The organism is Butyrivibrio sp. XB500-5, from assembly GCF_003625505.1.
In the GTDB taxonomy this organism is placed as follows: Bacteria; Bacillota; Clostridia; order Lachnospirales; family Lachnospiraceae; genus Butyrivibrio.
Genome location: NZ_RAIS01000002.1, coordinates 340,504 through 358,899 on the forward strand (window position 1 = coordinate 340,504; position 18,396 = coordinate 358,899).

General features: G+C 43.4%; 21 protein-coding genes and 1 tRNA gene. 18 read left to right on the forward strand and 4 right to left on the reverse strand.

Annotated elements, in window-relative coordinates:
* The first annotated feature begins 5 nt into the window (after positions 1–5).
* From D6856_RS06270 to D6856_RS06300, 7 genes are all read left to right on the forward strand, one after another.
* Complete coding sequence (locus D6856_RS06270; protein ID WP_120686216.1) at positions 6–1,100, forward strand: ABC transporter ATP-binding protein; 1,095 nt, start codon at positions 6–8, stop codon at positions 1,098–1,100.
* Positions 1,097–1,987: a carbohydrate ABC transporter permease gene (locus D6856_RS06275; RefSeq protein WP_120686217.1), complete on the forward strand. Its 891-nt coding sequence runs from the start codon at positions 1,097–1,099 to the stop codon at positions 1,985–1,987. Before D6856_RS06270 ends, D6856_RS06275 begins: the two co-directional genes overlap by 4 nt.
* Positions 1,988–2,056: 69 nt before the next feature.
* On the forward strand, positions 2,057–2,887 hold the full coding sequence (locus D6856_RS06280) for a carbohydrate ABC transporter permease (protein ID WP_330544028.1): 831 nt from the start codon (positions 2,057–2,059) through the stop codon (positions 2,885–2,887).
* Positions 2,888–2,908: 21 nt separating this feature from the next.
* Positions 2,909–4,501 (forward strand): ABC transporter substrate-binding protein, encoded by a 1,593-nt coding sequence (locus tag D6856_RS06285; RefSeq protein ID WP_120686219.1) that lies wholly within the window; start codon positions 2,909–2,911, stop codon positions 4,499–4,501.
* 129 nt (positions 4,502–4,630) lie between these two features.
* Positions 4,631–5,449: a hypothetical protein gene (locus tag D6856_RS06290; RefSeq protein WP_120686220.1), complete on the forward strand. Its 819-nt coding sequence runs from the start codon at positions 4,631–4,633 to the stop codon at positions 5,447–5,449.
* A gap of 14 nt (positions 5,450–5,463) precedes the next feature.
* Entirely contained in the window at positions 5,464–6,123 is a 660-nt protein-coding gene (locus D6856_RS06295; protein ID WP_120686221.1) for an NUDIX hydrolase, read from the forward strand.
* 176 nt (positions 6,124–6,299) lie between these two features.
* The gene (locus D6856_RS06300) at positions 6,300–7,034 is read left to right on the forward strand and encodes a DUF6033 family protein (RefSeq protein WP_243114042.1); all 735 of its coding nucleotides are present in this window, start codon (positions 6,300–6,302) and stop codon (positions 7,032–7,034) included.
* 83 nt (positions 7,035–7,117) lie between these two features.
* Here D6856_RS06300 and D6856_RS06305 read toward each other — a convergent pair whose 3' ends face one another.
* Genes D6856_RS06305 through D6856_RS06315 form a run of 3 tightly spaced genes read right to left on the reverse strand, consistent with a single transcriptional unit; the run spans position 7,118 to position 9,355 of the window.
* The gene (locus D6856_RS06305; protein ID WP_120686223.1) at positions 7,118–7,870 is read right to left on the reverse strand and encodes an amino acid ABC transporter ATP-binding protein; all 753 of its coding nucleotides are present in this window, start codon (positions 7,868–7,870) and stop codon (positions 7,118–7,120) included.
* 19 nt (positions 7,871–7,889) lie between these two features.
* Complete coding sequence (locus tag D6856_RS06310) at positions 7,890–8,546, reverse strand: amino acid ABC transporter permease (protein WP_120686224.1); 657 nt, start codon at positions 8,544–8,546, stop codon at positions 7,890–7,892.
* Between the two features lie 26 nt (positions 8,547–8,572).
* Positions 8,573–9,355 carry a transporter substrate-binding domain-containing protein gene (locus D6856_RS06315; RefSeq protein WP_120686225.1) on the reverse strand — a complete coding sequence of 261 codons (783 nt, stop codon included), beginning with the start codon at positions 9,353–9,355 and terminating at the stop codon, positions 8,573–8,575.
* 174 nt (positions 9,356–9,529) lie between these two features.
* On the opposite strand from D6856_RS06315, the gene D6856_RS06320 reads away from it, so the two are divergent.
* From D6856_RS06320 to D6856_RS06335, 4 genes are read left to right on the forward strand one after another with little or no spacing between them, the layout of a single operon-like run.
* Positions 9,530–10,051 (forward strand): RNA polymerase sigma factor, encoded by a 522-nt coding sequence (locus D6856_RS06320; RefSeq protein ID WP_243114043.1) that lies wholly within the window; start codon positions 9,530–9,532, stop codon positions 10,049–10,051.
* Positions 10,048–10,470, forward strand: coding sequence for a hypothetical protein (locus tag D6856_RS06325; RefSeq protein ID WP_120686227.1), 423 nt, complete (start codon positions 10,048–10,050; stop codon positions 10,468–10,470). The genes D6856_RS06320 and D6856_RS06325 overlap by 4 nt, the downstream gene beginning before the upstream one ends.
* Positions 10,471–10,487: 17 nt before the next feature.
* Positions 10,488–11,075: a hypothetical protein gene (locus D6856_RS06330; RefSeq protein ID WP_120686228.1), complete on the forward strand. Its 588-nt coding sequence runs from the start codon at positions 10,488–10,490 to the stop codon at positions 11,073–11,075.
* Positions 11,076–11,414, forward strand: coding sequence for a LiaI-LiaF-like domain-containing protein (locus D6856_RS06335; RefSeq protein ID WP_120686229.1), 339 nt, complete (start codon positions 11,076–11,078; stop codon positions 11,412–11,414). It begins immediately after the preceding gene.
* Positions 11,415–11,479: 65 nt separating this feature from the next.
* Here the strand turns inward: D6856_RS06335 and D6856_RS06340 are convergent.
* A tRNA-Ser gene (locus D6856_RS06340) sits at positions 11,480–11,568 on the reverse strand.
* Positions 11,569–11,719: 151 nt separating this feature from the next.
* Between D6856_RS06340 and D6856_RS06345 the strand changes: the two genes are divergently transcribed.
* From D6856_RS06345 to D6856_RS06375, 7 genes are read left to right on the forward strand one after another with little or no spacing between them, the layout of a single operon-like run.
* Entirely contained in the window at positions 11,720–12,793 is a 1,074-nt protein-coding gene (locus D6856_RS06345; protein ID WP_120686230.1) for a 6-phosphofructokinase, read from the forward strand.
* Positions 12,794–12,837: 44 nt separating this feature from the next.
* Positions 12,838–14,436 carry a DNA polymerase III subunit gamma/tau gene (gene dnaX, locus D6856_RS06350; protein WP_120686231.1) on the forward strand — a complete coding sequence of 533 codons (1,599 nt, stop codon included), beginning with the start codon at positions 12,838–12,840 and terminating at the stop codon, positions 14,434–14,436.
* Positions 14,437–14,438: 2 nt separating this feature from the next.
* Positions 14,439–14,786, forward strand: coding sequence for a YbaB/EbfC family nucleoid-associated protein (locus D6856_RS06355; protein WP_092250819.1), 348 nt, complete (start codon positions 14,439–14,441; stop codon positions 14,784–14,786).
* The gene (gene recR / locus D6856_RS06360; RefSeq protein ID WP_092250822.1) at positions 14,786–15,385 is read left to right on the forward strand and encodes a recombination mediator RecR; all 600 of its coding nucleotides are present in this window, start codon (positions 14,786–14,788) and stop codon (positions 15,383–15,385) included. Before D6856_RS06355 ends, recR begins: the two co-directional genes overlap by 1 nt.
* A gap of 32 nt (positions 15,386–15,417) precedes the next feature.
* Entirely contained in the window at positions 15,418–16,461 is a 1,044-nt protein-coding gene (locus D6856_RS06365) for an aldose epimerase family protein (protein ID WP_120686232.1), read from the forward strand.
* Between the two features lie 31 nt (positions 16,462–16,492).
* Positions 16,493–17,716, forward strand: coding sequence for a DUF5711 family protein (locus D6856_RS06370; protein ID WP_092250828.1), 1,224 nt, complete (start codon positions 16,493–16,495; stop codon positions 17,714–17,716).
* A 10-nt stretch (positions 17,717–17,726) separates the two neighbouring features.
* Positions 17,727–18,179 carry a CvpA family protein gene (locus D6856_RS06375; RefSeq protein WP_120686233.1) on the forward strand — a complete coding sequence of 151 codons (453 nt, stop codon included), beginning with the start codon at positions 17,727–17,729 and terminating at the stop codon, positions 18,177–18,179.
* Positions 18,180–18,396: the final 217 nt, after the last annotated feature.

The window sequence follows — 18,396 nt, forward strand, 5'->3', positions numbered from 1 at the left end:
TGGGTATGAAGATAGTATTAAAGCACCTCACCAAGAAATTTCCGAACAGAAACAAGAAGATAAAAGATGAGGTCATTGCGGTAAATGATTTTGATTTTGAAATAGAGGGTGGCAAGCTTATAGGCCTTTTGGGACCTTCGGGCTGCGGCAAGAGTACTGCGCTCAATCTTATCTGCGGTCTTGAGAAGCCTACAGAGGGACAGATATTTTTTGACGATATCGATGTTACAAATCTTCCTCCCGAAAACAGGGGAGTGGGACTTGTATTCCAGAACTATGCGCTTTATCCGCATCTTACGGTGCGCGAGAATATAAGATTTCCGCTTGAGAATCTGCGCGGTAAAGACAAGCTTTCCAAGGAAGAAATGGAAAAAAGAGTGCAGGAGGCGGCTGCTCTTGTGCAGATAACGGAGCTTCTGGACAGGAGACCTTCCGAGATGTCGGGTGGTCAGCAGCAGAGAGTTGCGATAGCAAGAGCCCTTGTTAAAATGCCGAGAGTTCTTTTGCTTGATGAGCCTTTATCCAATCTTGATGCAAGACTTCGTCTTCAGACTAGGGAGGAGCTTAAGAGGATTCAGGTGGAGACCGGCATTACGACGGTTTTTGTAACTCACGATCAGGAAGAAGCGATGAGTATTTCCGACACTATCGTAGTTATGAAAGACGGAGTGCTTCAGCAGATGGGTAAGCCGCAGGAAATATACGATGAGCCTGTGAATCTTTTTGTTGCCAAGTTTCTTGGAACGCCGCAGATCAATGTATTTGAAGGAAAAATAGAAGGCGGCAAGGTCTATATAGATGATAAGGCCGTTCTTGATGCTTCGGGTGTCAGCGACAGGGATGTTTATGTTGCGATAAGACCGGAAGGCTTTATTGTGGACAAAAACGGTGCTCTTACCTGCAAATTTATAAACAGAGAAGTAATGGGCAGAGATACCAGCGTTGTTGCATTACATGATAAGTTTTTGGGAGATAACATCAGAGCGATCATTCCATCCGAAGAGGCGGTAGACCATGAGGACGGAACGGTATCGTTTTCTTTAAAACCATTTAAAGTGCGCCTTTTTGACAAGGCTACCGAGGAGAGGATAAAGCTATGAAAAAGAATCTGACCGCATGGCTGTGTCTTCTTCCGGCTTTGCTATTTCTTTTGATATTTATGGTATATCCGCTTGTTGATGTACTTATTTACTCCTTCGAAGAGGGGTACAATTTTGCATCCGGAAAATTCTGGGGAACGGGTTTTTACAACTATTCCTATGTTCTTCACGATCCTTATTTTATTCAGGCGCTGAAAAATACTTTTATAATTGTAATTATCACGGTTCCCTTATCTACGGGAATCGCTCTTTTGATCTCTCTTGAGCTAAGTTCGATCAAGGTTTTGAGAGATTTTTTCCAGACGGTTTATTTTCTTCCGTATGTCACCAACACGTTGGCGGTCGGTCTTGTTTTCATGATCCTGTTCAAAAAAACAGCATACTCGGATGGGCTTATTTCGCTGCTGATTCAGTTCTTCGGAGGTCCGTCTGTTGATTTTATCTCGGGTCCGTACTGGGCTAAGATGTTTGTTATGTGCTTATATACGATATGGATCGTGCTTCCGTTTAAGATACTGATTCTTACGGCTGCGCTTGCATCGGTCAATCCGATGTACTACAAGGCTGCGCAGGTTGACGCAACGCCAAAGTGGAGAGTGTTCTACAAGATCACACTTCCTATGATATCGCCGATGGTCTTTTATCTGGTGATCACCGGATTTATCGGGGCGTTTAAAGCATACAGCGATGAGGTTGCTCTCTTCGGAACGGATCTTAATGCTGCGGGAATGAACACGATAGTGGGCTATGTGTATGACATGCTCTACGGAAACAGCGGAGGATATCCTTCCTACGCATCTGCGGCAGCACTCATTCTTTTTACAATAGTATTTACGATAACTACCATAAATCTTATGGTCAGCAAAAAGACGGTTTATTACAGCTGATTGTCTGAAAGGTTTTAAAGGTATTATATGAACGAATCGGAGAATAGAAAAATTGAAATAAGGTCAGCCGTGCAAAAGAGACTGGGAAAGATCGGAACGCATCTGTTTCTGTCTCTTTGGGGAATTATTGTCCTTTTTCCGTTTTATTGGATGATCCTTACTTCGGTAAAAAGTTACGGCTCATACAATTCCGAGTATGTCCCTAAGTTTATTACTTTAGCGCCCACTATGGATAACTATATAACGGCATTTACCGCTGTTCCGCTTGCAAGGTATTTTTTCAATACATTTGTATTTACTGTGATCACAACTGCGATAATGATGTTTGTTGTTATCCTTTCGGCGTTTGCGTTTGCAAGGCTTGATTTTAAGGGAAAAGATATTTTGTTTTCGATGTTTCTTTCTCTTATGATGATCCCCAATGAGCTTGTTATCATCACGAATTTCGTTACGATCACAAACCTTGATCTCAGAAATACATTCCTTGGACTTATACTTCCTTCCGTAACTTCGGTCTTCTATATTTATCTGTTAAAAGAGAATTTTGAGCAGATTCCCGAGGAATTGTATAAGGCGGCTAAGGTCGACGGGACTTCCGATTTCAGATATCTTTGGAAGGTCATGCTTCCTATATCCAAACCTACGATAATTACCATAATAATATTAAAGGTCATTGAGTGCTGGAACTCGTATGTCTGGCCGAGGCTTATAACCGATGATTCCAATTATTTCCTTGTTTCCAACGGCATTCAGGAGATCAGAGAGAACGGATTCGGAAGAGAGAATGTTCCCGCTATGATGGCGGCGGTTGTTGTTATCTCGGTTCCCTTGGTTGTACTTTTTTTGATCTTCAGACGCAAGATCATGGCAGGCGTTGCAAGGGGCGGAACAAAGGGCTGAGATAACCCGGCGAGGATAAAGATGAAAGTATTAAAGAAGATAATTACATTCATATGCATATCGGTGCTTCTGACAGGTTGCCACGGAGCAAGGGAATCTGCGGAATTTGATATTCCCGGTGAACTTGATGAATCCAAAAAGATAGAGCTTACTTTTTGGGCAAAGAATGACACCAATGTAAATCAGACAAGAATATATTCGAAAGCGATCGATGACTTTGAAAAGCTATATCCGAATATAACCGTAAATGTCAGATTTTATACCGACTACGGCAAGATATATAACGATGTCATCACCAATATTTCAACGGGAACAACTCCGAATGTATGCATTACATATCCGGATCACATTGCGACGTATCTGACCGGTAACAACACGGTACTCTCTTTGGATGAGCTTTTTGAGGATGAGAGATACGGACTTGGCGGTTCGGAGCTTAAGTTTGACTCGCCCCAAAAAGAGGAGATAGTTCCTGAGTTTCTTTCCGAGTGTATGATAGGCGATAAGCATTACGCCATTCCGTATATGAGATCTACCGAAGCCTGCTATGTAAATGAGACATATGTGAAGAAGCTTGGATACGAGCTTCCCGAAACTCTTACATGGGATTTTGTGTGGGAGGTTTCCGAGGCAGCTATGGAGAAGAACGCAGACGGAACGTTTGCGGTCAATGGGCAGCAGGTTATGATTCCGTTTATCTATAAGTCTACGGATAACATGATGATACAGAGTCTTAAGCAGCTTGGCGCCGGCTATTCGGATACAGACGGCAATATCCTTCTTTTTAACGATGACACAAAAGAGGTTCTTAAGACTATCGCCGGCCATGTGAAAACCGGTGCTTTTTCAACCTTTAAGGTATCAGGTTATCCCGCTAATTTCCTAAATGCGGGACAGTGTATCTTTGCGGTCGATTCAACGGCGGGAGCTTCCTGGATGGGATCCGATGCGCCGCTTGTTGATATCGCAAAAGAAAAGATGGTCGATTTTGATACAAGGGTAATGACAATCCCGCAGTATGATCCCGAGAATCCATGTATGATCTCACAGGGACCTTCTATATGCGTATTTAACAAGCAGGATCCGCAGGTTGTTCTGGCATCGTGGATCTTTGCACAATATCTTTTGACCAATGATGTTCAGATAGCTTATTCCAAAACGGAGGGCTATGTACCTGTTACGAGCAAGGCTCAGAATGCTCCTGAATATAAAGATTATCTTGGTAAAAAAGGTAGCGACAACAATGAGCATTACAAAGTTAAGATAGATGCTGCGGAGCTTTTGATGGCCAATACGGGAAATACCTTTGTGACGCCTGTTTTTAACGGATCGGCTTCTGTGCGAGATGCTTCGGGACAGCTTATCGAGAACGTGGTTAAGTCCGTAAGGCGTAAAAAGACAGTGGATGATGCCTATATTGATGGGCTCTACAAGGATGTAAGATCTTTGTATCATCTTGACCGGGGAGCGGGTGGAGAAAGTCTCGGAGGAAAAGCCGAACTCGGAAAACTTCCGGCCGCTTCGGTAATTCTTTTGACCGCTATTGTTCTTGCTTGGGTGATAATCGGTGGATATGCCGCTTTTGACAAGGTTTCTTCACGGAAAAAGAAATAACGGATATATGCAAGGTTGTTACTTAAATAAGTGTTTTTATTTTTTATATAATCTAGTATAATTTCATTGTTTGAAAGACACGGCGTGACGCAACACAGATGAGCGCATGCACGAACAGGGAGGAATATTATGAAAAAAACATTGGCACTTGTTTTGGTAATGGGTCTGGCTGTTTCAATGATCGGATGCACGCCCAAGAAGGCAGAGCAGACAGCAGAGACCGCCGGCGAAGCCGCTTCTGAGGCAGTAGAGGCTGCAAGCGAAGCAGTATCTGTAGTAACGGAAACTTTTGAGGATGTTAAGTCGGAAGGCGTTATGACATACGCAGAGTATGCCGCAGCCGAAATTGACAGTGAAGTTGTCGTTGAGACTTATGTACAGGCCAAGCAGTCATGGTGGGAAGATAAGGCAACTGTTTATACACAGGATCAGGACGGCGCTTATTTCCTTTATGAGATGGCTTGCTCCGAGGAGGATTATGCTAAGCTTACTCCCGGAACCAAGATCAAGGTTACAGGTTACAAGTCAGAGTGGGAAGGCGAAGTAGAGATCTCAGACGCAACATTCGAGATCGAGGAAGGCAACTATGTTGCTCCCGCGCAGGATGTAACAGCACTTCTCGGAACAGATGAGCTTATTGAAAATCAGAACAAGTTCGTTGCATTTAAGGGCATGACGGTTGAGGCTTCAACTGATGCAAACGGCAACGAGGTTGCTTATCTTTATAAGTGGGACGGCTCAGGTGAGCAGGGTGATGATCTTTACTTCAATGTTTCAATTGACGGAAAGACATACAATTTCACGGTTGAGTCTTACCTTTGCGACAAGGATTCAGATGTATACAAGGCTGTAGAAGGTCTTGAGATCGGACAGACAGTAGATCTTGAAGGATTCCTTTACTGGTATCAGGGAGTTAACCCTCATATCACAAAGGTAATCGTGAAGTAATAGACGGAGATATTATGCAGGGACCAAAGATTACAAAAGAATGCGTAGAGCTTGTCACTGACAAAAAGTTCTTACGAGTATTTGATCTAAAGCACACAGAGGGAAAACATTATTATGACGCGACCAGAAGATCGCAGGACAATCTGGTTGCTACCAAGACAGAGGAAGAGTTTAAGTCGATGCTTCCCGATGCGGTCAGCTGCGTGGTTATATGCAATAAAACAGGCGAAGAGCCGAAGCTTCTTTTGTCATATGAATACAGATATCCTACGGGAAGATTTCTTTTGAGCGTGCCCGCAGGACTTCTTGATCCCGAAGATGCTAATGCGAAGCATCCGATACTCACAACTGCGATAAGGGAGATTCATGAAGAGACGGGAATTGTTGTTGACGAGAATAAGGATGAGCTTAAGGTCATAAATCCGCTTCTTTTCAGCACGCCCGGTATGACGGATGAGAGCAATGCTCTTGTGTGCGTTGTGCTTAACGATCATGATCTTTCGGGTCTTACGCAGGACGGAGCCGAGGGGCAGGAATGCTTTGACGGGTTCTCTCTTATAACCAAAGACGAAGCGAAGAAGATACTTAAGGACGGAGTCGATGGCAGAGGGCATTTTTATTCTGTATATACTTGGGCGGCTCTTATGTATTTTTCGCTTGATATGTGGAAATAATAGGATTAAACATTATAAGAATTGAGGTGCAAAAAATTGTACTTCAATTCTTATTTTTTTCTGATAATTGCCGATATATTATTTAGAAACGAAAAGGCAGGGAAGCCATGTGCATTTTTTCGGGAAGCCGAAGGAAAATGCACTTGCAAGAGTAATCTTGAGAAATGGAGGGAACCATGAGTAATATATCTGAAGTATCGGCAGGAATAGCCGGAACGTATGACGCTGCGCAGGCAGCAAAGACTGAGAAGTCTACCGGAAATTACGGAAAGACCATCGGTAAGGCAAAACTCTCTGAAGAGGGCGCGAAGTACTACGAAGAGCTTAAAAAGAAATTCTCCGGAATGGATTTTGTTCTCGTAAGTAAGGATATGAAAGACTATGCCAAGCAGAACGCAAGCTCTTTCGGAAACGCAAACAGGATGGTTGTCCTTATCGATGAGGAAAAGATAGAGAGAATGGCGACGGATGAAGAATACCGCGCCAAGTATGAAGGTCTCATTGCCAATGCTCAGAGCAAGATGCCCGAGCTCAAGTCCATCATGGAGAACAAGAGCAATGTAAAGACCATCGGAATGCAGGTTGAAGACAACGGAACAGCATCTTTCTTTGCGGTAATGCGCAAGTCATCGCAGGAGATGAAAGAGAAGCTCGCAGAGAAAAGAGCTGAGAAGAAGGCGGAAGAGAAGGCTGAGGCCAAGAAGGAAGCCAAGAAAGAGCAGGCTGAAAAGCTTCAGGAAAAAGCTGCGGAGAGTGCCGTTGAAGATGAGGAGGATTATGTAATCCTCATGGCGAGTTCGGTGGAAGAGCTCGTAAAGAAGATAGATGATTACAATTTCAACATGAGGGCAGACGCAGTTCAGACGCCTTACGAGAAGACCATAGGACAGACAATAGATTATAAGGGATGATCCCGATATTATAAAGAAAACGCCTCGGCATAAAGCCGGGGCGTTTATATGTTGTACAAATCTGTGATTGTATTATTGGCATCTCAAGAATTAAGGCTTGAAAGAAACTGCTTGGTTCGCTCTTCTTTGGGATTACTTATAAGCTCTTTGGCAGGACCTTGTTCAAGGATGATGCCGTTGTCCATGAAGAGTGCGATATCCGCTACGTCTCTTGCAAAGCTCATCTCGTGAGTTACGATGATCATAGTTGTGTGGCGGCTTGCGAGCTCCCTGATAACCCTGAGTACTTCTCCCGTAAGCTCGGGATCAAGGGCTGAAGTGGGCTCGTCAAAGCACAGAATATCAGGCTCCAGAGCCAAGGCTCTTGCGATCGCTACTCTTTGTTGCTGACCGCCTGAGAGCTGGTGAGGGTAATTGTCCATTCTGTCAGACAGCCCCATCTGTGCCAAAAGCTCTTTTCCGTGTTCTATGATCATGTCCTTTTGGGAAGCGTCGGCCTCCATAAGCGGGGCAAGAGTGACGTTCTCAAGGGCAGTATACTGAGGGAAAAGATTGAACTGCTGGAAAACAAGTCCGAAGTGTAGCCTGTTCTTCCTGAGCTGCTCGGGATTTGTGACAGGACTTGCTCCGTCAAAGATCCGTTGTCCTCTGACGGATATGGTTCCTTCATCCGGAGTCTCAAGAAAGTTCAGGATGCGGAGAAGCGTAGTCTTACCGCTTCCCGAGGAGCCGATGATCGACATGGTCTGTCCTTCTTCCAGATCAAAGCTTATTCCCTTTAAAACTTCAGTATTTTCAAATGTCTTTTTTATATTCTTAACTTCTAAAATTGGCATAATGTGCACCGGTCTTTCATTATCTGAAATAGCTCAGTTTCTTTTCAATACGGTCAAACAGTACGGTCAACAGGCCGCTGAATATCAGGTAGAATGCACCTGTATAGAACAAAGGCCAGATAATTCCGTTGCTCTTTATAAAGGCCTGTCCGTTCCATATTATCTCGTAGACGGCGATAACTCTGGCAAGTGAAGTGTCTTTTACCAGGGTGATTATCTCGTTGGAGATGGGCGGAACGATCCTCTTTACAAGCTGAAGCAAAATGACCTTGAAGAAGATCTGCTTATCGGTCATACCAAGAACCTTGCCGGCCTCATATTGTCCCACGGGAATCGACTGTATGCCGCCTCTGTAAATCTCTGAGAAGTAACAGGCATAGTTGAACACAAAGGCTACGAGAGCAGCGATAAACCTACCCGAGGTCTCGGAGCCCCAGACATTTACGCCAAGGAAGATCCCGGGGCCGTAATAGATGATCAGAAGCTGGAGCATCAGCGGCGTTCCGCGTACGACCCAGATAATGAATCTAATAGGATATCTAATTATTTTTGCTTTGCTCATAGAGCCAAAGCAAATGAGAAGTCCCAGCGGCAGGGCAAAGACCTGTGTAAGGAAAAAGAGTTTCAGGGTCTCTAAAAATCCTACCAGAAGGGATGAAGTAACGGTAAAAAACATCAGCTCAAACCTACTCCTGTCTTATATTATGGGGCGATAACGGCGTCCTGAACACCGTATGTTGTTGCGATGGACTGTGTTGTGCCGTCCTTGTAGTACTCAGAAAGCTTGTCGTTTATGTATGCGGCAAGATCTGAACCCTTACGGCAACCGATACCGTATTCCTCTTTGGTCAGTTCAACTGTGTGTGTAAGCTTAGGATAGCTTGTGCCTTCGCCGATCATAGCGCCTGCCATGAGAAGGTCGATGATGCAAGCCTGAGATGTTCCCGCATCTACTTCCATAACGGCGTCAGCCTGAGATGTAAGAGATGTGTAGTTGTATCCGTTATCCTTAGCTGCCGCTTCTCCAGCAGATCCGGATTCTACCGCGAAAGACAAACCGGAAAGTGAAGCCGCATCCTTGTACTGATTGGCAATATCAGAAGGAACGACAACAACCTGTGCATTATTGAGGTAAGGATTGGTGCATTCCATGGAATTCTTAACCTCGTCGGTAAGAGTCATTCCGTTCCAAATAACGTCAACGGATTTGTTTTTGAGCTCAAGGATCTTGTTGTCCCAGTCAATTTCAACGAATTCTACGTTAACCCCCAAAGAATCGCCGACCTTTTTGGCAAGATCAGCATCGAAACCAATCCATTCGCCTGAATCATCCTTATAATCCATGGGAGCAAAATCTGTAATACCAACGATCAATGTTCCCTTTCCCTTAATGTAGTCAACGTCGCTTTCGGGAGCTTTGGATCCGCAGGCTGTAAGTCCCAACATGGTTGTAAGCAATAATGTTGCAAGTATTCTCTTTTTCATAAGTCCTCTCTCATTCTTCTAAAATAGTGGATTAAAATTGATATATCGACATTTAATACTTTATCACGTTACCATGTGGAATTGCAAGGCTCAAAAATAATTTTGAAAAAAGTGAAGATTTTTTTATTGCTGCTTCGTTATATTATATGTAGGACATGTCACAGAAAAAAGAAGGTGGGGAAAATCGATTCTAAGGAAAAGTTAATAGAGCTCATGGCGAAGTACAAGAATCTGGTTTTCTCTTTGTGCATAAAGATGACCGGTGATTATTTCGCCGCGGAAGATATCACTCAGGAAGCTTTTATTTCGGCATATGAACATCTAAGTGATTTTGACGGAAAAAATGAAAAAGCCTGGCTGTGCAGGATTGCGAGTAATAAATGTGTTGATTATCTTAAGACCGCAGAAAGAAGGACGGCACCAACAGAAGATGCTCAAATGCCTGTGAAAGACGGAACGAGAGAAGGCCCGGAGGAAGAGGTTTCAAAAAGAGATGTTATAAACAGGGTAGAAGAAAAATGCAACGATCTTCCGAACGGATATGCCAATATAGCCAATATGTATTTCATCAAAGGCTTAAAGGCAGCGGAGATTTCAGAGAAACTCGGGATTCCGCTTAAAACGACCCAGACCAAGATATACAGAGCACGGGAGATGCTAAGGAAAAACATAAGAAAGGAGGACCTGCTTGCATGAATGAATTTAATGAATATTTATCTGATGAAGAACTAAATAAGCTTATCGATGAAATAGAACAAGAAGGCGAGACGGTTGCTCCTTACAGCATTGAAGAAACTGTGCTTTCCTATGTGGATAAGAAACGAGAAAAGAAAACAACAAAGATAAGCTACTATGTTTATTGTATGAAGGTTTCGGTATCTATAGCGGCCGCAATCCTGATGATGGTTCTTTTACCTTATTTCAAAAATAACGGAACGAGCCTTCCGTCAAAGAAAGATGTTATGGAGCAGGAGGCTTCGATAAGTAAAGAGGAACTTCTTTCTCGAGAGGTTATCAGTTCGAGGGAAGAAGCACTAAACAAACGGACGGAAAAAGACAGGATAGAAGAAATGAAGTTAATAATACATTCTAAAATAGAAGAGATATCTGAATAAAAGGGAGGATCAAGATAATGGAGATCAAGAAAAAGAATAAGTTTTTTACATTTATATTTTCGTTTATCCCCGGTGCTGTTGAGATGTACATGGGACTTATGAAGAACGGATTCAGTATTATGGGATGCTTTGCGCTTCCTTTTGCACTGTGCACCGTCTTTCCGTATATTCTTCAAGGGGTGTTTATGGCATTTATGTTATTGATCTGGTTTTATGCTTTTTTCCATGCATGGAACGTGTTTTCCTTAAGCCCCGAAAAGCTTGCGGGGCTTAAGGATAAGTATATATGGGAGGAGTTTGAATTCAAAGGCAAATTAAAGCTTCCCGAGGGCGCGGTGCGCAAGTATATGCCGATTGTACTGATCATATGGGGGCTTTCAATGATATGGTCATATATATCAAGGATTGTTTTCCGAATTATTCCGGACGAAATGTGGGACAATCTGTATTCTCTTATAAATGATGTACCGGAGGTCGTTGTTGCGATTCTTTTGATCGTGATAGGAATACGCCTGATAAGAGGAAAGAAAAAAGAGCTTGAAGCCGAAACTACTGAGGATGTTACTCCCGTAAACATGATAACAGAAGGAACTAAGGAGGAATAAATGGAAAAGAGTATAAGACTTCACAGAGTTGGGGCGATAACGGCAGGAATTGCCATGATCGCGTTCGGAGCGGCTTTTGTATATCATCTTTTCTTTGGTGAAATAAGCTATGAATTCATATTTCATATGTGGCCGCTTTTGCTCATAGGGCTTGGTGTTGAGCTTCTCGTCTCCAACTTTGGCAATGACAATATTGTTTATGATAAGGGGGCAATCTTCCTTATGATCATCATGGCGATATTTGCCATGGGCATGGCTTGCGCGGACATGCTTTTTCAAGAATACAAAGCGGGACTTTTGTCATTTATGATATATTACCGTACAGGAATGTTTTGGTAATAAAAAGGCGACAGTTGAATCCTTAATATAAAGGCTTCACTGTCGCTTTTGCTTCTCATAGAAAACGGAGTTGAGGGGATTTGAACCCCTGCGCCGGCAAAACCGACCTACCGGATTTCGAATCCGGACCCTTCAACCACTTGGGTACAACTCCTTGGCGCTTTGGCAATCCCAAAGCGTTTTTTATTATACTTTGTTATATGGTGCTCGTCAATGCGTATTACTTGGCATTAAACTCAATATTTTGTATAATTACTAGTAGTATGCGTTTAACCAAAAAAGGAATCCAAAGGAGGACTTTTCACATGATGAGAATTGGTATGCTGACAAGTGGTGGTGACTGTCAGGCGTTGAATGCAGCTATGCGCGGAGTTGTAAAATGTATCGCGAATAGCGGTGAAGAAGTAGAATTCTATGGCTTTTTAAATGGCTACAGAGGACTTATCTACAGTGATTTCCGCATGCTGACATCTCGTGATTTTTCCGGAATCCTTACCAAGGGCGGAACGATACTTGGAAGTTCGAGAACTCCTTTTAAGACGATCAAGGATCCTGATGAGAACGGCCTCGATAAGGTTGAAGCAATGAAGCAGAACTATCATAAGCTTAAGCTTGATTGCCTGGTTGTTCTTGGAGGTAACGGTTCTCAGAAAACAGCGAATCTGCTCTCTCAGGAGGGACTTAACATCGTGTCGCTTCCAAAGACCATAGACAACGATCTTTGGGGAACGGATATGACATTTGGTTTCCAGAGTGCGGTTGATGTCGCTACGGGAGTAATTGACAACATACATACTACCGCGGATTCTCACGGCAGAGTATTTATTATTGAAGTAATGGGACATAAGGTTGGATGGCTTACGCTTAACGCGGGAATCGCGGGCGGCGCAGACGTTATCCTTATTCCTGAGATTCCTTATGATATTGATAAGGTTTGCGAAGCAATCGAAGGAAGAGACAAGAAGGGCAGCAGATTTACGATCATAGCTGTCGCTGAAGGCGCTATTTCCAAGAAAGACGCTAAGCTTTCCAAGAAAGAATACAAGGAAAAGGTGGAGAAGCGTAAATATCCATCAGTTTCTTATGAAATTGCAGAAGCTATACAGAAGCGTACCGGACATGAAGTAAGAGTGACTGTCCCCGGTCACATGCAGAGGGGCGGAGCACCCGATCCGTACGACAGAGTCTTTGCATCAAGACTCGGAGCAGAGGCAGGACGCCTTGTCCTTAAAAAGGAATACGGCTACATGGTTGCCTATAAAAACAGAGAGATCGTAAAAGTGCCGCTTAGCGAGATCGCCGGCAAGCTTAAATACGTATCTCCCGATGCAAGTATTATAAAAGAAGCCAAGATGCTTGGTGTATGCTTTGGGGACTGATGCATACATAAGAATAAAGTTTTGGTGGCGGAGTAGTTTTTCAGATGAGTTATGTTGCGTTATACAGAAAGTTCAGACCGCCTGTTTTTGAGGATGTAAAGGGTCAGGACCATATAATAACCACTTTAAAGAATCAAATAAAATCTGACAGAGTCGGACATGCTTACCTGTTCTGCGGAACTCGCGGAACAGGTAAGACTTCTGTTGCCAAGATTCTGGCAAGAGCGGTCAACTGTGAGCATCCCGTTGACGGCAGCCCTTGCGGAGAGTGCGAGATGTGTAATGCAATCGCAGCAGGCAACAGTATGAATGTTATAGAGATAGACGCTGCATCCAACAACGGTGTTGATAACATCCGCGAGATCATTGATGAGGTGTCATATTCCCCTACAAAAGGAAAACGTAAGGTCTATATCATCGACGAGGTACATATGTTATCCGCCGGTGCTTTTAATGCGCTTCTTAAGACTTTGGAAGAGCCGCCTGAGTACGTAATGTTTATTTTGGCGACGACGGAAGTACAGAAGATTCCGATCACTATTCTTTCAAGATGTCAGCGATATGATTTCCATAGGATCACTATTGATACAATAGAGAGTAGACTTAGAGAAGTAGTTGATGCCGAAGGGATCAAGGTAGAAGAGAAGGCGCTTAGATACATAGCCAAGACGGCTGACGGTTCAATGAGAGATTCGCTGAGCCTCCTTGATCAGTGCGTTGCTTTTAACTACGGACAGGAGCTTACCTACGATAAGGTATTGGGAGTGCTCGGAGCGGTTGACACGGAGGTGTTTAGCAGGCTCTTTTCCGCTATATATAATCAGGATGCCAATTCGGCTCTTACCGTTCTTTCGGATGTTGTTATACAGGGAAGAGAACTTGCACAGTTTGTTAATGACTTTGTGTGGTATCTTAGAAATCTTATGCTTGTTCAGGCTTCGGATCAGATGGAAGATGTGGTTGATGTCTCAACCGATAATCTCAAGGATCTTAAGAGTCAGGCGGAAGGGACTGAGACTGATACCATAATCAGATATATTCGTATTTTTTCGGAATTGTCATCTCAGCTTAGATATGCAACACAGAAGCGTATTTTGATAGAGATCACACTCATTAAGATGTGCAAGCCTCAGATGGATGACAATGAAGATTCTCTTGAGGACAGGCTGAGAGTCTTGGAACAGCATGACGAGGAAAACGGTAAGATTCTCGCCGGTATCAGGTCGGGTCAGGTTGCTGTGGCGGTTTCGGGCGCGGCACCTGCCGGAATTCAGGCGCAGCCCAAGGTTAAGAAAGTTCTTGACAGAGCGGTACCTGAGGATATACAAAAGCTTGTGAAAGAATGGCCGAGGATCCTTGCGAGAATGGACAATCCTATGAAGACTTATATGCAGAGAGCAAGGTTAAGTCTTGGAAATAACGATGTGCTGCAGATTGTGTTTGACAATAAGCAATTGGCTGACAAATATTCCGGAGGACAATCCGCAGAGGATCTGCAGGATGTGCTGGACGGGGCTGCAAATAAGCATGTTGAGTTTGAAACAAGATTCTTGGAACAGCAGCAGTCTTTTGAAGAGAATTATGTAAATTTACAGGCAATCAATTTTGATATTGTTACCGAAGATGAAGAAAAGGAGAACTAAAAATGGGAAGACGCGGAGGATTTCCCGGAGGCGGAATGCCGGGAAACATGAACAATCTTATGAAGCAGGCGCAGAGAATGCAGCGCCAGATGGAGGAGAGTCAGAAGGAGCTCGAGACCAAGGAGTTTACTGCTAAGGCAGGCGGCGGTGCTGTTGAGGCTACCGTATTCGGAAACAAGACGCTTAAGAGCGTAGTGATCTCGCCTGATGCGGTGGATCCCGATGATGTTGAGATGTTGCAGGATATGATCGTTGCCGCAGTTAATGAAGCTATGAAGCAGGCTGATGAAGCAAGCGGGGCAATGATCGGAAAGATGACAGGCGGCTTAGGCGGAGGATTTCCTTTCTAATGGATCTTTACAGCGGACATATTAACCGGCTGATCGACGAGCTGGCGGCTCTTCCGGGGATTGGAGGAAAGTCGGCTCAGAGGCTGGCTTTTTATATAATCAATTTGCCCAAGGACAGAGTTGCCAAATTGGCGGATTCAATAACAAGCGCCAGAGAAAATGTGCACTACTGTAAGATATGCTGCACGCTGACGGATGACGATGTATGTCCGATCTGCAGCAATACTGCCAGGGATCATAGCACAATAATGGTTGTAGAAAATGCTAGGGATTTAGCAGCATATGAGAAGACGGGCAAATACGAGGGGGTTTATCATGTTCTTCACGGGGCAATATCTCCGATGTTGGGGATAGGACCCGGGGACATAAGGCTTACAGAGTTGATGCAGAGACTTCAGACAGAGGATATCAAGGAGGTCATAGTGGCCACCAATTCCAGTCTTGAGGGTGAAACAACTGCTATGTATATCAGTAAGCTTATCAAACCAACAGGCATTAAAGTTACCAGGATAGCCAGTGGGGTTCCTGTCGGCGGAGACCTTGAGTATATCGATGAGGTCACACTGCTTAGGGCGTTGGAAGGCAGAACGGAGCTTTGATACATTATTTTTACCAAACGGAGGGAATCAATATGGCAGTGAGAAAAGAACTATTAGGGGAATCACCGAAAAACGAAGCAATTTATGCATATCACATTTCAAACAGCAATGATGCTGAGGTTGTGGTAATTAACTACGGATGTATCATCAAGAATATTTTTGTAAAGGACAAGGCGGGAAACAAGACTGACGTTGTTCTTGGATTCGATGATGTTAAGGGATATTTTGACAACAGCTGCTTCCTTGGAGCTGCAGTAGGACCTACAGCAAACAGAATCGCTAATGCTAAGTATTCTATTAATGGAAAAGAGTTTTCTCTTCCCGTTAATGATGGTCCCAACAACCTTCATACAGACATGGACAACGGATTCCATAAGAGAGTATGGGATGCCGAAGAAGGCGATAACTTTGTAAAGTTTACTATTAAGTCAGCAGATGGCGATATGGGCTTTTCCGGAAATCGCGTATTTAATATTACTTATACACTTACAGATGATAATGCTCTTTCTATTCATTATCATGCTACCAGTGATGCGGACACACTTATCAACATGACCAATCACTCATATTTCAATCTTAGCGGACAGGCATCAGGCTCAATTCTTGATCATACTCTTTTGCTTGGTGCATCCAACTACACACCTGTAATTGATTCTGCAGCCATTCCTACAGGAGAGATTGCTACAGTTAAGGGAACTCCTTTTGATTTTACTCAGGAGAAGACTATCGGACAGGATATAGCTGCAGACAATGCTCAGCTTAAAGCAGTCGGCGGATACGATCACAACTATGTTATCGATGAAGCAGACGGAACAATGAGGGAATTTGCAACACTTTCATCACCCAAGACGGGCATTACAATGAAGTGCTTTACAGATCTTCCGGGTGTTCAGCTTTATGCGGGCAACTTCCTTTCAGCTAAGGATGCTAAGGGCGGAATAGAATATAAGGCAAGAGACGGTGTATGTCTTGAGACTCAGTTCTATCCCAATTCCATCAACGAGGCCGGCTTCCCCGATCCTGTTTTTGGTCCCGGTAAGGAATACGATACAACAACAATCTACCAGTTTGTTTGATTAAGCAAACCGGCGTTTTCGGAGGCGAGTTTTGGCGGAAGTACGCGATTTTAGCACATATGCCGAAAAAATAAATAGAGTTGGAGCGCAGGATACTTCCGAAAGAGGGACTTCCTATAAGGAAAGGATAAGAAGCCATAAGCTTATTGTCTTTTTTCGAACGATAGTAATAGTGGCGACTATTGCTCTACTTACGGTTGTTATATATGTGAGCTGGAGAGATAAGGAGTATTCGGAAGCTTCTTATACAAGAGGCGCATCTATTACTAACGGAAGTGACGCCAAGATAGTCAGTCTTAACGGACACATAGTTCAATACAGTAAGGATGGTGTGAGCTGTCTTGACGCGGGCGGACAGGCTTTGTGGAATCAGACATATGAGATGCAAAGCCCTATTGCCAGAACTTGCGGTGATGCGATCGCCATAGGTGACTATAACGGACATAACATCTATGTTAATAATGTAAGCGGAGCTCTGGGAGAAATTGACACCAATCTGCCTATCAGAGATTTTTGCGTTTCTTCTCAGGGTGTTGTTGCAGCTGTTCTTGACGGAAAAGATGTAACATGGATTTATTTGTATGACGCACAGGGTAATACTCTTGCTAACTTTAAGAAGACAATGAAGGACAGTGGGTATCCTATAAGCATCAGTATTTCTCCTAACGGAGAGCTGGTGTGTGTGTCGAATCTTTATCCCGATGAGGGTGCGGTAAAGACCAGCGTTACATTTTCCAACTTTGGACCGGTCGGACAGAATTCCATAGATAATTTTGCAAGCTCTTTTGATTATCCCAATGTCGTTGTGCCTTATGTGCAGTTCATGACTACGGATAAGTCATTTGCTGTATCGGACGACAGGATCATGTTCTATACGGGAGCGGAAAAGCCCGTGATCCAAGTGGAGAATTTTACGGGAGACGATGAAGTTCGCTCTGTATACTTTAATGAATCATATGTAGGCCTTGTTTTTGCAAACGGTACAGACGACGGGGCATACAGACTTCAGGTTTACAATACATCAGGCAATCTTGTGCTTACGACTTACTTTGATATGGAATATTCGGAGATTATTTTTACCAATAAGCAGATCGTTATATATAATGAGGATGAGTTTATTCTTAAAGATATGAACGGACATATCAAGTATGAGGGGACATTTGAAGAGCCCGTCAGAACCGTTGTGCCTACGGCAACAATGAGCAAGTTTATTCTTGTTACCAAAACAAATGTGGATACATTAATACTTAAATAAGGAGACGACCATGGATTTTGATATCGCAGAAGTGGTGATAACAACGGTTGTTGTTATACTCTTTTTGTGGAGAATATCATATGGCGCCAAGAACGGCCTGTTTGCGGAAGCAGCGGGCCTTGTTTCTGTTTTGGCGGCATTTGTGTCAATATACTACATAATGAAGATTGCCGGAGATGTTCTTAGCTCCAATTTCGGAACGGTCATACCAAAGATTGGATATTTGGTAGTTGCCTTTCTGATTTACAGACTTATGACGGCAATCGGTGACGCTTTCTCTAAAGTTAAGGAAGTGCCCGTGCTGAGCGGAATAAACAGATTTCTTGGAGCAGCATTTGGCGCAGCAGAGGCTTTTTTGATTATTTTTCTTGTTCAGTTCGTCACAAAAATCAAAGTATTCGACACCTTTAAAACCGTGTGTTTAAGCGTGTTTGAATACATACAGAAAACTTTTATAAAATAATAAAAAAAGTTATTGACACAGCTATAACCCTATGATATTCTAAATAAGCTGTCGCTGAGGACAGCGAAACACAAGCACCTTGACAAATAAACAGTAATGCAACCCTGAAAAATTCCAAGAGAATAATTCAGAACAAAGATTTAGTAAATTAACGGACAGAACAAAAGCCAAGCTTAGTTTTGACCGGATCAACTTTTATTTTAACGTGAGAGTTCGA

Coding starts and splice junctions, on each gene's coding strand:
- D6856_RS06325 (WP_120686227.1), top strand. CDS start 10,048: ATGAATGAATTTAATGAATATTTATCTGATGAAGAACTAAATAAGCTT.
- D6856_RS06295 (WP_120686221.1), top strand. CDS start 5,464: ATGCAGGGACCAAAGATTACAAAAGAATGCGTAGAGCTTGTCACTGAC.
- D6856_RS06300 (WP_243114042.1), top strand. CDS start 6,300: ATGAGTAATATATCTGAAGTATCGGCAGGAATAGCCGGAACGTATGAC.
- D6856_RS06310 (WP_120686224.1), bottom strand. CDS start 8,546: ATGTTTTTTACCGTTACTTCATCCCTTCTGGTAGGATTTTTAGAGACC.
- D6856_RS06345 (WP_120686230.1), top strand. CDS start 11,720: ATGATGAGAATTGGTATGCTGACAAGTGGTGGTGACTGTCAGGCGTTG.
- recR (WP_092250822.1), top strand. CDS start 14,786: ATGGATCTTTACAGCGGACATATTAACCGGCTGATCGACGAGCTGGCG.
- D6856_RS06305 (WP_120686223.1), bottom strand. CDS start 7,870: ATGCCAATTTTAGAAGTTAAGAATATAAAAAAGACATTTGAAAATACT.
- D6856_RS06270 (WP_120686216.1), top strand. CDS start 6: ATGAAGATAGTATTAAAGCACCTCACCAAGAAATTTCCGAACAGAAAC.
- D6856_RS06290 (WP_120686220.1), top strand. CDS start 4,631: ATGAAAAAAACATTGGCACTTGTTTTGGTAATGGGTCTGGCTGTTTCA.
- dnaX (WP_120686231.1), top strand. CDS start 12,838: ATGAGTTATGTTGCGTTATACAGAAAGTTCAGACCGCCTGTTTTTGAG.
- D6856_RS06335 (WP_120686229.1), top strand. CDS start 11,076: ATGGAAAAGAGTATAAGACTTCACAGAGTTGGGGCGATAACGGCAGGA.
- D6856_RS06285 (WP_120686219.1), top strand. CDS start 2,909: ATGAAAGTATTAAAGAAGATAATTACATTCATATGCATATCGGTGCTT.
- D6856_RS06375 (WP_120686233.1), top strand. CDS start 17,727: ATGGATTTTGATATCGCAGAAGTGGTGATAACAACGGTTGTTGTTATA.
- D6856_RS06315 (WP_120686225.1), bottom strand. CDS start 9,355: ATGAAAAAGAGAATACTTGCAACATTATTGCTTACAACCATGTTGGGA.
- D6856_RS06365 (WP_120686232.1), top strand. CDS start 15,418: ATGGCAGTGAGAAAAGAACTATTAGGGGAATCACCGAAAAACGAAGCA.
- D6856_RS06330 (WP_120686228.1), top strand. CDS start 10,488: ATGGAGATCAAGAAAAAGAATAAGTTTTTTACATTTATATTTTCGTTT.
- D6856_RS06355 (WP_092250819.1), top strand. CDS start 14,439: ATGGGAAGACGCGGAGGATTTCCCGGAGGCGGAATGCCGGGAAACATG.
- D6856_RS06275 (WP_120686217.1), top strand. CDS start 1,097: ATGAAAAAGAATCTGACCGCATGGCTGTGTCTTCTTCCGGCTTTGCTA.